General features: G+C 60.6%; 13 protein-coding genes and 2 pseudogenes. 3 read left to right on the top strand and 12 right to left on the bottom strand.

The annotated features are described in order from the left end of the window. From AC04SH_RS25750 to AC04SH_RS25760, 3 genes and pseudogenes are all read right to left on the bottom strand, one after another. Positions 1-268 (bottom strand): annotated as a pseudogene (locus AC04SH_RS25750) (hypothetical protein); the annotation flags it as partial. Positions 269-1,590: 1,322 nt separating this feature from the next. Continuing rightward, the gene (locus AC04SH_RS25755) at positions 1,591-1,863 is read right to left on the bottom strand and encodes a hypothetical protein (RefSeq protein ID WP_488480625.1); all 273 of its coding nucleotides are present in this window, start codon (positions 1,861-1,863) and stop codon (positions 1,591-1,593) included. Positions 1,864-2,093: 230 nt separating this feature from the next. Continuing rightward, positions 2,094-2,476 (bottom strand): annotated as a pseudogene (locus tag AC04SH_RS25760) (hypothetical protein). A gap of 867 nt (positions 2,477-3,343) precedes the next feature. Here AC04SH_RS25760 and AC04SH_RS25765 point away from each other — a divergent pair. Together AC04SH_RS25765 and AC04SH_RS25770 are read left to right on the top strand one after the other, a co-directional pair. Beyond that, the gene (locus AC04SH_RS25765; RefSeq protein WP_488577183.1) at positions 3,344-3,556 is read left to right on the top strand and encodes a hypothetical protein; all 213 of its coding nucleotides are present in this window, start codon (positions 3,344-3,346) and stop codon (positions 3,554-3,556) included. Positions 3,557-3,936: 380 nt separating this feature from the next. Continuing rightward, positions 3,937-5,232 carry a DUF2130 domain-containing protein gene (locus AC04SH_RS25770; RefSeq protein ID WP_488480626.1) on the top strand — a complete coding sequence of 432 codons (1,296 nt, stop codon included), beginning with the start codon at positions 3,937-3,939 and terminating at the stop codon, positions 5,230-5,232. Between the two features lie 194 nt (positions 5,233-5,426). Here AC04SH_RS25770 and AC04SH_RS25775 read toward each other — a convergent pair whose 3' ends face one another. The 3 genes from AC04SH_RS25775 to AC04SH_RS25785 form a co-directional block, all read right to left on the bottom strand. Then, on the bottom strand, positions 5,427-5,735 hold the full coding sequence (locus tag AC04SH_RS25775; RefSeq protein WP_023819777.1) for a DUF736 domain-containing protein: 309 nt from the start codon (positions 5,733-5,735) through the stop codon (positions 5,427-5,429). Positions 5,736-6,426: 691 nt separating this feature from the next. Further along, positions 6,427-7,353, bottom strand: coding sequence for an ArdC family protein (locus AC04SH_RS25780; protein WP_488480627.1), 927 nt, complete (start codon positions 7,351-7,353; stop codon positions 6,427-6,429). A gap of 338 nt (positions 7,354-7,691) precedes the next feature. After that, positions 7,692-8,279 carry a hypothetical protein gene (locus AC04SH_RS25785; protein ID WP_488480628.1) on the bottom strand — a complete coding sequence of 196 codons (588 nt, stop codon included), beginning with the start codon at positions 8,277-8,279 and terminating at the stop codon, positions 7,692-7,694. 510 nt (positions 8,280-8,789) lie between these two features. On the opposite strand from AC04SH_RS25785, the gene AC04SH_RS25790 reads away from it, so the two are divergent. After that, positions 8,790-9,098 carry an alkylphosphonate utilization protein gene (locus AC04SH_RS25790; RefSeq protein ID WP_488480629.1) on the top strand — a complete coding sequence of 103 codons (309 nt, stop codon included), beginning with the start codon at positions 8,790-8,792 and terminating at the stop codon, positions 9,096-9,098. 24 nt (positions 9,099-9,122) lie between these two features. Here the strand turns inward: AC04SH_RS25790 and AC04SH_RS25795 are convergent, their stop codons facing one another. From AC04SH_RS25795 to AC04SH_RS25820, 6 genes are all read right to left on the bottom strand, one after another. Next, positions 9,123-9,359: a hypothetical protein gene (locus AC04SH_RS25795; protein WP_488480630.1), complete on the bottom strand. Its 237-nt coding sequence runs from the start codon at positions 9,357-9,359 to the stop codon at positions 9,123-9,125. 74 nt (positions 9,360-9,433) lie between these two features. Continuing rightward, positions 9,434-10,318: a DUF7007 domain-containing protein gene (locus tag AC04SH_RS25800; protein WP_488480631.1), complete on the bottom strand. Its 885-nt coding sequence runs from the start codon at positions 10,316-10,318 to the stop codon at positions 9,434-9,436. Further along, entirely contained in the window at positions 10,315-10,791 is a 477-nt protein-coding gene (locus AC04SH_RS25805; RefSeq protein ID WP_488480632.1) for a hypothetical protein, read from the bottom strand. The genes AC04SH_RS25800 and AC04SH_RS25805 overlap by 4 nt, the downstream gene beginning before the upstream one ends. Positions 10,792-10,888: 97 nt before the next feature. Next, positions 10,889-12,634: a ParB N-terminal domain-containing protein gene (locus AC04SH_RS25810; RefSeq protein ID WP_488480633.1), complete on the bottom strand. Its 1,746-nt coding sequence runs from the start codon at positions 12,632-12,634 to the stop codon at positions 10,889-10,891. 615 nt (positions 12,635-13,249) lie between these two features. Then, positions 13,250-13,720, bottom strand: a complete 471-nt coding sequence (locus AC04SH_RS25815) for a Ros/MucR family transcriptional regulator (protein WP_488480634.1) — start codon at positions 13,718-13,720, stop codon at positions 13,250-13,252. A 420-nt stretch (positions 13,721-14,140) separates the two neighbouring features. After that, complete coding sequence (locus AC04SH_RS25820) at positions 14,141-14,329, bottom strand: hypothetical protein (RefSeq protein ID WP_488480635.1); 189 nt, start codon at positions 14,327-14,329, stop codon at positions 14,141-14,143. Positions 14,330-14,495: the final 166 nt, after the last annotated feature.

The raw sequence follows: 14,495 nt of genomic DNA on the forward strand, positions 1-14,495 counted from the left end.
GGCCATGGATCTCGATCGTGTCGCCGTCGATGACAGATGCGACCCCAGCAATTGCTACCGGTCGCGACGTTACCAAGTTCTGCAGATTGATTTCCGGCAGCGCCCCGCTGTTGTGCATGACAAACTGCGTCACCAGCGCGGAAGTCGCAGCCACCGTCACGAAGACCAGCCGCATCGGCACGCTGGCCCAGCGTCGTGCGAGCGGGCGTCCTGCGCCATTACGTTTGCGCCACGGCCCCGACCGATCATCGTAGCGGGATTTGTCCAAGCCCCTTCTCCCCGGCGCAAGAATGCGCCCAAAACAAACGGAAAGTCCAGAATCCTATCGCGACCGCGTCAACGGCTCGCTTGTTCTGAAATCGCACGGACATTGCCGCCCCATAACCTGTCATGAAACGGCTTCTATTCGCCAATTTGGCCTGCTTTAGCCGTCGCTCGAACAAACGCTCCGCAGGACCGTTACCTTCATTCGGGAACTAACTCTGGCCCGACCGAAACAATTTATTGCGCAAGCATGATGCTGACTGACGCTACGATGGTGACGGCTTCGCCCCTCCTCGACGAAGAGGCCAGAAAGGAGGCCGTCTCTGTGAGGTATATGGGCGTCAGGCTATGCACCAAGAGGTCGGCGGGCACTTGTCAGGCGATAGGTTAGGTGGAGTTGACAGCGAAGATTGTCAGGAGCACGACGAAATTCTCGGCGAACCGTTGAGACGTTCGACAATTCACCCGGCCGCCACTTTGTCGTCGACCAGCATGGTGATGACATCGCGCATGCGACCTTAACTAATGCGCTGGGCCAAAAAAGTTCCCGCCATGTTCTGTCACGATCCCTGTTCCTCTATGCCACCGTCGCCGCCGTTCTGGCTTTGATCTTTTGTCTGTCGGGAGGTCAGGACGGCGGCGGGCACACAAGCGACTTGCCGGATCCGGCAAAAGCGGCCGGGCTGCAGCGACCAAGACTTCGGCTTGTGCCGAGGGCAGCGATGATTACTGCTTCCATGCTTGGCATCTTGGGCGGTGAGCGACATTGCCTGTGTCGGCTGGATGCTGGCGGCCATTGAGGAGCGAGTGGACGAACGACACCTCTCCACCTGGCGCCAGCTCCGCAAGTCGTCAACAAGACGCTCACAGCGCTTCCCTTGTCCAAGCTGGCAGTGCATTGACGGGCAAACGCGATCGGAAGCGCACCACTTCAAGGGACATCGCCTTCGCCCCGATCGATGTATGAACGCAAATTCATCATATGCGACAGGGAAGACGCGAGCCCCAGCGCGCCATGGTCAAAACGCTGGCGCAAGCGCTCCCGTTCACGCTCAGAATCGTCGGTAGCAGGCGTCCTACTCCTGCGTTCCAGCATAGCTGCATTGCACAAATAGTGTTTGCGTATCGCACAACTTTTAGCCAATAAGCCTATAGCTGATGCACGCGATGGTCTCCTCCCATTCCATCGTATCAGCTGTTCCCCTCTGAAGGTTTTGACCTTCACACCTAAAGGGCCTCGGTTTTCCGATGGCCCTATTTTTTGGGGGATCCGAACGTCATTGAATGGCAGGCCGCCCGATCGCCTGGTTCATAAGGCTTTGGGTGTCATTTCGCCCTGGCGGAACCGATCCCTTCGGACAAAAGCCTTACCTTTGCCAATCTTCTACGGGCAAGCGTTCGCGCTAGAAGTTCAAAGCCGCGCCCGTAACATTCAACAATGAAAGCCAGCGTCATCAGATCGAGCAGAAAGTCGTCGATCGCATGTGTGAGCGCATCAGACCTTTGTTGGAATTGCAGCAGCAAGGCGCGCGCTTCTTCGATCGCGGCTCGACAATCGTCTGCGTCTATCAGTGAATCGATTCTGTCCAAGATCTGCAAGCGTCCCCACTCTCCCCCAAGCTACACGCACGCATCGAACGCCGCTGATGAGTGAGTTTTCAACGAAAGAACATAGTCGCGTCTCGCGAAAAGCCATCGCTCGGCAAAGCGCATGTTGATGAAGCATGCCGCGTCAAACGACAAGCAAGAATCCGGGCGCCAGCCAAATTGGGCTATCCTCAATCGCAGCGACGCAGCCGCCGGTCGACAATCAACGCCATTCGGAGCGGCTAGAAACGGGCGAAGTGACCTGAGCTGAAGCCTGGCTAGCAGGATGCTGGCCGTTTCGCGGTGGTCGACCCTGGCTTGCTCGCTCAGCGCAGACGCATTCCAGGCAGCCAATGCCGCGACCAAAAGGGCGGTGTCCCTACTTACCGATGCATCCAAGTTGTCCGTTCTTCCCCATCACGATTACTGCTGTGCCGGTCACGCCATATCCAATCGCAGCCATCCGCTGAACGCAGTTGTCGCCGTCGACGCGAACATCAAACAGAACAGAACCGCCAGTTTTTTCCGCGGCGTCAGCCACACGATCGCCGAATGGTCGATTGAGGCCCTCGATATTGCCGAGTGACTGCTCAAACAAGGCCAGTTCAACATGCTCCGCCACCATGGCGGCGAGAGTGAGCGCAGGCTCGCGCAATCGGCAAGACGCCAGCTCTGATTATCCACATACCAGCCCAACTCTCCCGCCTTTTCATGGGCACGCCTCGGCGCGAAGGCATCGTCTTGCTTGCGACTGAGAACAAGAACTGCTCGACATGCCCTCGCATCAAGGCCCGCGACAATCCCGTCGCCACCGTATCTTGCCGGACTGTTTCGACGCATTGGCGTAGGCGATTGAACAATTGGCGGCTGCGACCGCATGCATGCGGCTCCAGGATGACAATTAGACTTTGCTAATATATTCTATGAAGTATGCGGGGGGATGTCATGAGACGGCCACGATGACGTATCGCGCTGGCGTGGATTGTCTTGGCTGGCAATGCGGATGCTCACGATTGGTACACCGGCAAGACTGATCCGGTTCTGCAATATGATTGCTGCGGCAACAAAGATTGCCATCCGATAGACTCGCGCGATGTCAGAGAGACGAAAGACGGCTATTTCGTCAGGCTGCCTCGCCCTTCCTATCTGAATGAGCCACAAGAGCCAGAGTGGTTTATCCCCAGGGAGCGCGTCCAAGCCTCACCCGATGATCGCTACCATCTCTGTGAGCGATTGATGACCTTCTATCGAACGATCATTCCGCATACGAAGTTTGAGGCCTACCAGAGGTTCAGATAGACGTGTTTCTTCGCGCCCAAGGGCACGAGTTCAATCGAGCATGGCCGGTAGAGCTTCTTCACCCGATCCCAGTCCCGCTCCACCGGATGAATGCGCATTAGCGGAAGTTAAATTTCGACTGTTTCGGCTTGCCGCAAATTAGGGTCTCGGTGGCATAACTCGGGCAGGACTTTCGGGGTGGTCAGGAAGACTGATGCGCGGGCGGGGATGGATCAAGGCGTTGCGTCAGGACGATGCCCGACAGGTGCGTGCGCACATTGCCGAACTTGAGCGAAACCTCATTGAGACCACACCACAGGGGCGCCATCGACGTTTCGACGCCGGGAATGACCTTGGCATTGCGAAATCCCGCCTGGAGCGGCTCGAGGAATGTATCGCCGCAATACCGGAGAAATGCGGGCGCTAGTGGAAGCTCGCCACTCGAAAGCTGCCGCGAGGTCCAGCCGGACCGTGCGTCGGTGCTGCCGTCACAAGGCCGGGCAGGCCGAAGCCGCAGCAAGGATTCCGGCAGCCCAGCAGACGACAGCGCTGAGTCAGCCTCAACCCGTGTTTGATTTCATTCTCGGGTCAAGTTCCCGCGGGATGCCGATCCGATCGCAAAAGAGAAACAGTCATTCGTGGAAGACGGCGGATTCACCGTGCCGTTTTGCGGGGATTTGGCGACGAAATAGGCGTTCCGTCCTTGCGCTGGGGATAACACTCTTGTTCGCTCTTTGTTCTTTTACAAAAGAGAGCGGTAATATATAGTCTGAGACTACATCAGCCCTCAGTGAGTCAGCGCGCCAAATGACTGTCCAGCCAAGGATTCTCAATGAACCGACAATCAGCTGCCCAAGCTGCAAAACGGAGATCAAGCTCAACGAGTCGCTTGCGGCGCCGCTGATTGCCGCCACCCGCGAGGACTATGAACGGCGCTTGGCGCAGAGCAACGCGTCAATGGCGGCTCGGGAGGAAGAGCTTAAACGCGAGCAGGCCGCGCTCGACGCCGCCAAAGAGGACATAGGCAATCAGGTCGCTGAGCAAATCAAGCTTGAGCGTGCCGCAATCGCGGTCGAGGAAGCCCGCAAGGCAAAATTGCTGCTTTCGGTAGACCTCGAGCACAGGGATAACAAGCTTGCCGAGTTGGAAGCGACGTTGAAGGCGCGCGACGAAAAGCTCGCCGAGGCCCAGCAGCAACAGGCCGAATTCCTTAAACAGCAGCGTGCGCTTGACGATGAAAAGCGGGAGATGGCGCTGACCATCGAAAGGAAGATCCAGGAAGGATTGGACGCCGTTCGCGTAAAGGCGAGGTCCGAAGCCGAAGACGGACTCAAGATGAAGGTTGCCGAAAAAGAAGAACAGATCGCCGGCATGCAGCGCCAGATCGAGGAGTTGAAGCGCCGTGCGGAACAGGGTTCTCAGCAGCTGCAGGGCGAGGTCCTCGAGCTTGAGCTCGAGGCCCTCATTGCGAGCCGGTTCCCGGTGGACATCATCGAGCCGGTCGCCAAGGGCGAGTTCGGCGGAGATGTCCTGCACCGCGTGGTCGGACCGGCCGGCCAGCCATGCGGCGCCATTTTGTGGGAATCGAAACGCACCAAGAACTGGAGCCAAGGTTGGCTTGGGAAGCTCAGGGGAGATCAACGAGCCGCGAAAGCGGATATCGCGCTAATGATCTCGGAAGCGTTGCCTCCCGGCGTGGAAACCTTCGATCTTATGGACGGCGTCTATGTCGCCCATCCCAAATGCGCGATCCCGATCGCCATCATGCTTCGGCAATCCCTGATCGAGCTGGCCAACTCCCGCCTCGCCCAGGACGGCCAGGCCACCAAAATGGAACAGGTCTATGGCTATCTGACCGGTCCGCGGTTCCGCCATCGCGTCGAAGCGATCGTGGAGAAATTCTCCGATATGCAGGCGGACCTCGCCAGGGAACGCAAGGCCACGACACGCCTTTGGGCCAAGCGGGAGGCTCAAATCCAAGGCGTGATCGAGTCGACCGTCGGGATGTACGGCGACTTGCAAGGTATCGCCGGAAAGGTGATGCAGGAGATTGAGGCCTTGGATGTGCTGGCGATTGAAGCCTCTTCGCATGAAACTGAATAGGAGGCCTTCAGGTCGCCCTAGGCGATCAGGACTCCTCACAACGACTTAGCCCAACTGAGACGCGACCAGAAGACGGCACTAGCCGAGCCCCTACTCCGCAGCCATCGCTTCGTCAGGCTTTCTCGTTCGGCATGCGGGCTTGGTTTGGGAACGGCCGAAGGCCCCGCCTTGCGGCGGAGCCCTCGTCGAGGCGATCAGTCCCGGTTGGGACGAGACCAGATCAGCTGCAGGCCTTCCTCGCCTTCCACCTCGATCAGGGTGGCGTAGATGGGAGCGGGGAAGCTCGGGTCGTCCAGCTTGACCGAGAGATAGTCGCGGCCCTCGTTGGAGACCTTCTGCCAGGCGGCTCCGAGATCGACGCTACCCGAGTAGACGCGGAAGTGGGGGCCTTTGTCGGAAGGGTTCTCGACGCGGATCAGCTTGGCTTTGACGTTGAGGTTGAGGGTTTTGATGGCTCCGGAAAAACCGTTGCCGTTTGAGGTGAATGTGCCGATGGTAGCCATTTGTCGTCTCCTTGAGTTTCTCGGGCCGCGACCACCGCGACCTCGATGGCGGTCGATGGACCGGAGGCGATCGGCCCGCACCCACCGGGGTCTCCATTGCGCGTGCGCAATGGGGTGGTCCTTAGGGCCGCAACGACAGTGAAGGGCAGCCAGGGCGAGGCTTTCTTGTTCCGCGCGGAATGACGGCGCAGCCGTCAGGGGAAGAAAGTCGCGACCGGCTGTTGCGGGTTTAAGAACGAGGCGCAGCGAAGCGAAGACGGCCTTCGGTCAGACCAGCCCCATCGAGGACGCAGATGGTGCGCCTTTCCATGAAACCGCCGGTCAGACGACAGGCGAATCCACCGGCATGATCACCGTAACCGCAGCCAAGGTGAGGCGCCATCAAACCTGACGCTCCCGACAGGCGCCATTGCATAACGAAAGAGCCGGAAAGGGAGGCAACCCGCCTTACTTCGGTCAGTGACACTGGCCGACTTGCGAAACTCCGGGGTCCGGCGTCTGCGCCTTCAAGATAGATGGCCGCCAAGGTCATGGAAATGCCCATCTCGGGCTGGACGTCGGAACGGGTCGGCTAATCTGTATCGGCACGCCGGGCTACTACCCAAACTGATTGGTGCCAAGGCGAGGACACGAAGGCGGATGGGGGATGGCTCCGCACCACCCCCCCCGACATCGATCGGAGAATGCAACATCATGCCGCCTCCGCGATCTGTGTCGCATTCGGCTGGAGATCATGCAGATAGTTGACCGCCCGCTGGGCATGCGCGGCCGCGGCGAAAATAAAGCGCTTGTCGTTCTTGAGAATTTCGAGCCAGTTCGCAAGATAGCTTGCGTGATCGGGTCTCGGCTCGAGCTCGGGAACGATGCCGAGATCGGCCGCCAAGAAACAACCACCCAGATCTGCCACAAGTTCCTCGTGGGCCCTGAAGGAGCGATCCTTGTGATAACGGGAGAGGTTGCGATCAAGCCGCTTTTCCGACCCAACCCAATGAGTCATTTCGTGTCCGAGGGTCGCATAGTAACCGGGCCCGTCGCGGAAACTCGCAAACGGCGGCATTTGCACAATATCAAGAGCCGCATTGAAGTACGCTTCGTTGCCACCGTGGCGGATGACGGCCCCGGTATTTGCGAAGAAGGCATCCGCATGTTTGATCCGCTCCACCGGATCGGACACCGGCGCGGGATTGCCGTAATATTGCGTGGGCAAGCCTTCGATCTGGTCGGCACAAAACACCGTATAGGCCTTGAGGAACGGAATTCCGCGCTCGACCTCTTCGCCTTGGGCATCGGTCTCTGTGCGTACGATGCGACTGGCGTAGACAACCATCGAACCGGTCTCGCCTTTGCGGACATGACCGCCCAGCTCGACGCTCTGCTTGAAAGTCATCCAGGTCGGGGACACGAAATCCCTCGCAACCGCCTCCGACCAAAGAAGCAGGGTGTTGATCCCCTGATACGGTACGCCGTTATGACGGAGTGGGCGTGTGATGCGACCGGTCGTATTCGCGGCGCTCCAAGGTTTGACCCAGGGACGCACGCCCTTTTCCATATCCACGACGATGCGATCGGTGATTTTCGCGTAGATATCGACGCGGGATTTGTTGCTCTTCCTGTCCATTTGCCGGACCTCCATTCGAGGCCGCGCCAATCGCGGCCGTCACGAGGTCCGAATGCGCAGGACCGTAGGTGCGCGAACCCGCGTAGGATCGATGGGGAAGCTGAGAACCATCGCTTGCGGGCCGCAACGTCAGTGGAGGACGGCGCAGCCGTTTCGCGGGACGAGGACCGGAGCAGGACCATCATTCGTGACGGCCGCGATTGGCGCGGCCTTAATGACTTGCCGTGTCCGTCTTTGAGTTCGGTGCCTTTGGCCCACGCAAAGAGGCCGGTTCCCGAACGGAAACCAGCCTCAGTGTGAGAAGATCGGGCGGGAGCCGAAGATCCGCCCGATGGCAGTTAGCCGAGGGCCGCCATCTGGAGATCGGCTGCCTGCCGGTTGACGGTCTGGCCGGGGTTCTCGGTCTGGCGTTCGTAGGGCTTCCAGCTCTCGCCGACGATGTGCTCGTAGGCGGCAACGGCGCCCTCGGCCGCCATGCGCAGCGCGTGTGCCTGAAGGCCCATTTCAGCGGCGAATTCGCGCTTGCGCTGGGCCTTGCTGTCGAAGCCGACCGGACCGTCAATGTCCTCGTCGCGGGTGTCATTGGCGAACCTGGCCGTGGCATCCCTCGCCTCGGTGACGGCCTTCGAGTAGAACTGGCCTGCTCCAAAGGCGGAGCCGACATAAGAGCCGACGATCCTCTGCAGGTGGATCTGCATCGCCTTGTCGGAAAGGCCTTCGGAGAGTGTGTCTGCACCATCGGACAGGCTGCGCTCGTGGAATTCACGGATGCCGTCGCTGTCGAGGACGGAGAGGCCAAAGCTTTCGGAAATGAGGGTGGCCTGGTGGCCATCCGGGCAGCAGAGCCGGACCATTTCGAGGGTGGTGCCCTTGCGGAGCTGGCCGAGGCGGGCCTTGGTCTTGGTGGAGCGGGGTGAACTGGACATTGAGCTTTCCTTCTAGCGATGCCCTTCAGGTGTTCCGGCCCCTGCCGGTCTTCCCTGCGGGTGCGGTCAAAAGGAACCGGCGGAAGCTGGACGCTTCAGGGTCCGGAGCCTGCCAGGCGAGCAAGGTTGGCTTGCGGACAAGCGGGGTCAGTTCTTCACTGGCCCTGCGCGGGACGCGGGCCTGCCTTGCCGAGATCGGCGGGGGCCGGCCGCCCCGCGGCGCGATAGCGGCCTTGAAGCGGACAGCCGCCGGTTCAGACCGCAGCAAACCCGCCGGGACGACCGGCAAGGGATGAATTCGGATATCGGCATCCACAAGGAAATGCAGTGTTCAATTCCCGCGGCCACAAGATCCGCCTGCCCGCCAGACTGCGCGAGGGACGCGGTTTGAACTTCGATTCCTGCCGGTATAGATGAGCTCCGCTGGTCCGCCGCTGCGGATCGCCTCTTTGGCCTGTTCCCATGTCGGGCAGACAGCGTAGCGTGTTCAACTCCGAAATGAGGGCAGCAATGAACGATCAGAATGACGACTACGTCTACGATGACACGACAGGGGAATGGCGACCAGCATCGGAGATGGCTGCCATCGCAGCTTCCGCCGGGAAAATTGAAGTGCGCGATGCCGCCGGCAATGTGCTCGCCGACGGCGACTCCGTCGTCCTCGTCAAGGACCTCAAGGTCAAGGGTGCCGGTCAGACTCTGAAGCAGGGCACGGTGATCAAGTCGATCCGGCTCACCGACAATCCCGAAGAAATCGATTGCCGGCATGATGCGATCAAGGGGCAGGTGTTGCGAACGGAGTTCGCCCGCAAGCGCTAAGCAGGCCGGGGTATCAGGCGCGGATCAGGTCGGTGACAGTCTGGCACGCAGTGCCTTGATAGCAGCATCTTGCCTGGCCAGTTTGCGTGAGAGCGCGTCGATCTCGTGCTGTCTCTCCAGTGTGATCGCTGCGAGGTTCGATCGATAGCTTTCGAGAAAGCCCCGGGCATCAGCAGGGCTTCGGCGTCGGTGGCCGATACGCTGGAGCTTGAGCTCCGGAATGATCGCCGTCATCCGCCCCATGATCTGCCGGTCGATCATATCGAGCTGGCGCTGTGTCCGGCGCCGAGCCTCCTCCATGCGAAAGAGCTGTGTGCGGCGATCAGGGATAGACATTATGCGTCCCTCCCCTGCCAATCCATGAAGCTCGATGGCCCGCCATAGACACGATGGCGCGCGACATCGATGACGAATACAAAGCGGCCGACTTGGTATTCGTCGGTCCCAACGAGAAAGCGACGTTCCTCAGTGCCCGGTCCACGCTTGCCGCCAGGGGTCGCGATAACTTCGGTGAAACCGGCCTCGTGCTCGGAACGGATCGCCGACACCACGACCCAGTCATCGGTATGCTTCTCGAAAAATGCCCGCTCGTCCTTTTTCTCGGATTGGCCGGGTTCGAGCACCCTCTCGTGGATGGCCTCCCAGGCATCCGGGTACCAGTCGCGTATCGACTTTTCCGCACAAGCGTTCTCGAAGTCCGTGAAGAGCTGGGGGAAGGCTTGGGCGACGGCCGCCCAATGGCAGTCCTCTTCATACCAGCAGTCATTGGCACGGAGCATCTCATGGACGTTGCGATTTCGCTCCGCCGACAGATGGAACCCGCCATGGCCTACCGTTGAGTGGGCCACGACGCCCTCGGCATAGACGGTCGCTCCCTGCGACGTTCCCCACGGCGTGTGGGCACGCGAGTGGATCTCACGACGCCCGAGAGCAGCGCGCTGCTGCTGGTGGAGGGCGTTCTCCTCGACACGCGCGCGAAACGCCGCCTCATCGGCAAGCTCACCGGCATGGCCGTAGAAATCGCCGCGCGTCCATTCGGCCATGGACCGGCGGATACGCCAGCCCGTGACAAGATAGTGCCGGCCATCGCGGGCTGGAACCATGGCGAAGGCGTGGTCACCGACAAGGGCAACGCAAAGCCCATCGGGGCTTCGGCCAAAAGAAACTCCCGGAAAACCGGGAGTTTGCAGAACATAGGTGTCAGAAGTCGGCGCAGTCATGGTGCCGTCCTCCCCTCCACAGCTTCCGGCGCTGCGGTGTCGGCCGTGACTTGCTGCAACACGGCGTTGGGATAGCCGTGGCGGGTAAGCCATTCCTCGGCCGCCCTGCGATTGGCGGCAAGATGGACAAGCTCGGCATCGTCGCCAGCGCCATCGAGAACGAGAACCGCGCCGATGGCGGGCCGCTCCTTGACCGAAAACCTCAGGTCGCTGTTGACCGAAAACGTCTGGTGGACGCGCAGCACAATGGTTCCTTGACTGCCATAGTCACCCTTGTGCAGGGTGATCGAGGCGGGCAGCGTCGTACTGCCGACGCGGGCCTCGGCCCGTTTGCGGATCAGGCGGCCGCCACTGTTGCGATTTTCCCAGGCCGCGAGCTTCTTGCGATGCCGCTCTGGCGGGCGTGGGGATCCGTCGGAATAAGTCACGATGGAACCGAGTGGTACAAGGTCATAGATCAATTGGGCGGACATAATTTTCTCCGTGGTGCTGATGGTGGAAACAGAACCGCCGCCGGTGATGTGCCGGCGGCGGAATGATCGTTTGGAGGAAAAGGCAAGGCGCAGCCGCCTACTCGGCGGCCACCTTGTATGGCTCGATCTGTTCGTCAGCGAGGTCCTCGTCTCGTGCTGCGGCGTCCTCGCCGACGTCGTCATGCGCGGGCTCGACACCATTATCGCCGTCGAGCTCGTCCTGGTCATCCGGCGTGCCGTCGTCCTCGGGCTGTTGCCTGGCCTCGTTCGTCTTCAGCCATGAGGTCAGCTTTTCCGGGGTGGGCGCAAACCGCGCCGACGGGTGGACGAAGCGGCCTTCCCTGAAGTGCTCGACCAGGGCCGAACGGGTGTCCTTGACCTTCTGACGGGGCAAGACGGATGTATCCGCGCAAGCGGCTTCCAATGCCTGCCGCGACAGGCATGACAGGAAATCCTCCGTCCCCATGTTGGCCAGGAAGCTGTCGGCGGCGATGACGTCGCCGGCGACACGGGCGACAACGCCGCTGTCCGAGCGATTCTCCCTGCAGGACAGAACGTCGATCAGCAAGGACCGCGCGGCGATACGCAGCGTGTCCATGTCGAACGCGAGCTTGCCCTCCTGGTCGAACAGGCGCGCGGCATGTTCGCCGAGGCCTGCCGCCCCGTAATACGAGATGTCGCGGGCACCCGATGCCACTGTCACATTCTGACCGGCGAAAGCGAGAACGAGCAGCGCCATCAGCGTGTCGTCCTCGATCGGTGCGCGCGACAGGGCCTCGTGCAGTGCGTCGGTACGAAGGTCGCCGATCATCTCCATGCCTTTGCGCGTCACGTCCGGACGCGGCTTTGCCGTAACGACGATATCATCGCCATCGACCTCGACATCGTCGCCATTGCTGTGCTTGGACTTTTTGGCCGCCGGCATGCGGTAAGCGACCGACTGCACCTTGCCGTCGCGGTCAAGATACATGGCGGTGTGATCGGATTTCGACGGCTTGCCGTACACACGCTCGGCCTTGGCCGGCAGCTTCGGCTCGCCCCACTGGCCGGCTTCCACGATCACGCCACGCTTGGGCACAGCGTTTGCCATCCACTCCTGCTGGGCGCCAAGAAAGGCCTCGACATCCGTCGTATAGCGGCTGTCCTCGTCGGCCGGAGCAAACAGGTCCTCGACCCAGGCAATGCCGTAGGCCTGGGCGAGATCGTCACTGAAGCTGGCATCGCGCGCGTACATGCGGCGCTTCGTCAGGCCCTGCGCCACGCTCCACCATGACACCTGGGGATCGGCCTTGGACGGCTTGTGCTTCTTCCAGACCTCCTTCTGCTCATCAAGCGAAGCCGACGCGATGGTGCGCAACTGCTGCTCGTTGGGCATGTCGCCTTTGGCCATCTGGTCCAACATGGACGGCAGTACGTTGGCGAGCAGCCGCAGCTTCCTGATCTGGCGGACGGGAAGCGCCAAAGCGACGGCGATCGCTTCCTCGGTCCATCCGAGTGCGACCAGTCGCTCGATCGCACGCCATTGGTCGACGGGATTGAGCTGCTCATGCGCCAGTGTCTCGGCCAGCGAGCGCATGGCGCCGCCATCCTCGGCGCGATCGATCACCAGCACGGCGATTTCTTCCAGACCCGCGGCAATCGCCTGCCTCACACGGCGATGCCCGGCGTCGATGACATAGCTGTTGCCGCCATCCGCTTGCGGCGCCACGACAGGTGGCTGCACGATGCCGACGGCGCGGATGGTAGCCAGCAGCAGCGCGTCGGCCTGCGGACTCGACTTCGAACGTCGCGCCTTGTCGGGGTTATCCTTCAGCGCACGCGGATCGACAAACTTCAGTTCCATGGAGATGCTCCTTCAAGGGGTTTGCGGACGCCGCTGATCGCTGCGTCCTTCCTCGTCTTCTTCCCGAAGACATCCCCCGGCCCGCGGAGCGGGCGGGCCGGTGCAACCGCGGCCGAGCATCCCTGCCCGGCTGGCCGAGCGGGGCTAACAGCCCTGCGCAGGACGACGCGGCCGGGATCGCGAGCGGCGCGGTTGAGCGCCAGCGTCAGCGGCCCGCCCGATCTGCGAGCAGGTTTTATTCTTCCTCCGTTTTCCTTTCCTCAAACCCTGCGACGAAGACCGGGGCATGGCGATAAGCGGAACGACGGTTCTCTGTCTTGGCGCTGCGGCTCCGTGACCCAGCTGGTAGGGAAACCAAGGCATTGTCCCATTTCGGGACCGAAGTGCTGGCATTGCTCTTGCTTCGGACGTGGTGCCGGTTGATCCCGGTCCTGATCGTACTTTGATCAGGTGTAGGCTCGCCGGGCTTGAGGTGGCTGGGGTTTCTTCGCCCGGCGAGTTCCGCCACGCTGAGAACAAAGGCCGGCGCCCTCGCTGAAGCTTGTCCGCATGGCGCCGGCAACGGGCGGGATTGGTATCCGCCGCGCCTTGACATAGGTAAGTCGTTGCGTAGCGTCAGGTGGTGGCGGACACTTTGGCTTTCCGCTTCGCAGGTGCCTTCTTGGCTGGTGCGACGGGTTCAGCCTTGCGCCCAAGCCCAATGGACTTTGCCAGTTGCGAGCGCTGAGCGGCGTAATTCGGAGCCGTCATCGGATAATCGCGCGGCAAGCCCCACTTCTCGCGATAGGCGTCCGGCGTCAGCCCGAAGTCCGTGCTAAGGTGACGCTTCAGGGATTTGAACTTCTTGCCGTCTTCGAGACAGATAATGAAGTCTGGCGTCACCGACTTCTTCGGGTTGACTGCGGGAGTTTGCGGCTCAACCACAGGCGCGATCGGCGTACCAAGCCCGGACAGAGACTTGTGCACGGATGCGATCAGTTCAGGCAGGCCGGTAGCCGGTATAGGGTTCTTACTTACGTAGGCGGATACAATCTCCGCAGTAAGCTCGGCTAGTTCGGCGGGGAGGTGGTCGGATTCTTCTGTCAATGTGTCGGTCCTTTTGTCTGATTTGTCCCATCTCTATTTGAGCAATGTCCAGTACGCAACCGGACCTGATCTATTCTAAGCCAATGATGGCGGCCGGCTTTGCGGTGCTGGGCGGCAGCCATGCCGAAATTGATGCTTTCTTTTTGGCCGCAGTAGGCCGTAGACCAATAAAGCTGACGACCTATCAGCCATCTAAGTGACCGATCTATTATATGCCGATTAGCTAAAATAACGGAACGTCCAACGGACAAGTAAGGAACCAAAGCGGTTACGTCAGACCTTTGCTTGCATGCTGCAAGACTTTAGTCCTGCCGTCTGATTGTAAAGAACGGAAGTTGATCGGCACGACATAGGGCCGTCGCACAACGGATCAATATCAAACTGAATTTAGGCGGCTATGGTGCGAAAGCGGAAGTCGGGTCAGATCCGCTTGAAGTCCTTAAGGCCCAGGCGTATCCGCTGGCCTTCCGCGAAGGCAAGGGCGAGCGATTCCAGGACGAATGATCGGGTAAGTTCTTCCCCGCCCCCAACAACACGGACGAACCACTCGCCCATGGCCTCGACTATCTCAACGGACGTGTCGTTTGCGCCGGCTTTGGTGTCGTCCATCGCAACTGCCTCGTGTCTGGATGGGGACAAGACGAAACGATATGACTGCTCGCCTTTCAAGCGCTAAAAGGCCGGCGCCTGCTTTTGCGGGGGGCTCTGGCAGACGCCGGCCGGACGGTCCAATCAGGTCCGCCGCAATGATCCAGTTAGCTGATTTTTGACGTTA

It is taken from the genome of Mesorhizobium sp. CNPSo 4688 (assembly GCF_057784295.1).